We start from the raw sequence: 393 nt of genomic DNA on the forward strand, positions 1-393 counted from the left end.
GGCGATCGCGATCTGGCCGCGCCTCAGGCGCTTGGAGTCGCCGAGCGGTGCGACGTCGGCGAAGCTGCCGTCAGCGCGCACCAGCGCTATGTCGGTGTCGGGGTCGCGGCCAAGCACGCGGCCTTCGCGCGAGGCGCCGTCCGGCATGGTGACGCGCACGGCGCGCGCGTCGCCGACGACATGGAAATTGGTGACGATCAGCCCGTCCGGCGTGATGACGAAGCCGGAGCCATGGCCGCCCGCGCCGCCGATGCGCTCGATGCGGCAGACGGCAGGGCCGATGCGGTCGACCGCGTCGGCGACGGTCGTCGAATAGGCGTCGAGCAGCGTGTCGTCGGTTTGGAGTTTGGCGGCGGCGAGGGCCATGAGCGGGCTCCGTGATATCAGGCTTGA

At 71.2% G+C, this 393-nt stretch carries 1 protein-coding gene; it reads right to left on the bottom strand.

Annotated elements, in window-relative coordinates; all coding sequences use genetic code 11:
- Window positions 1-366, bottom strand: a 366-nt coding sequence (locus EOA33_RS38635) for a trypsin-like peptidase domain-containing protein (RefSeq protein ID WP_190234567.1), incomplete at its 3' end; no start/stop codon positions are given.
- Window positions 367-393 lie beyond the last annotated feature (27 nt).

Origin of the sequence: Mesorhizobium sp. M4A.F.Ca.ET.050.02.1.1, assembly GCF_003997725.1 — a bacterium.
Taxonomy (GTDB): Bacteria; Pseudomonadota; Alphaproteobacteria; order Rhizobiales; family Rhizobiaceae; genus Mesorhizobium.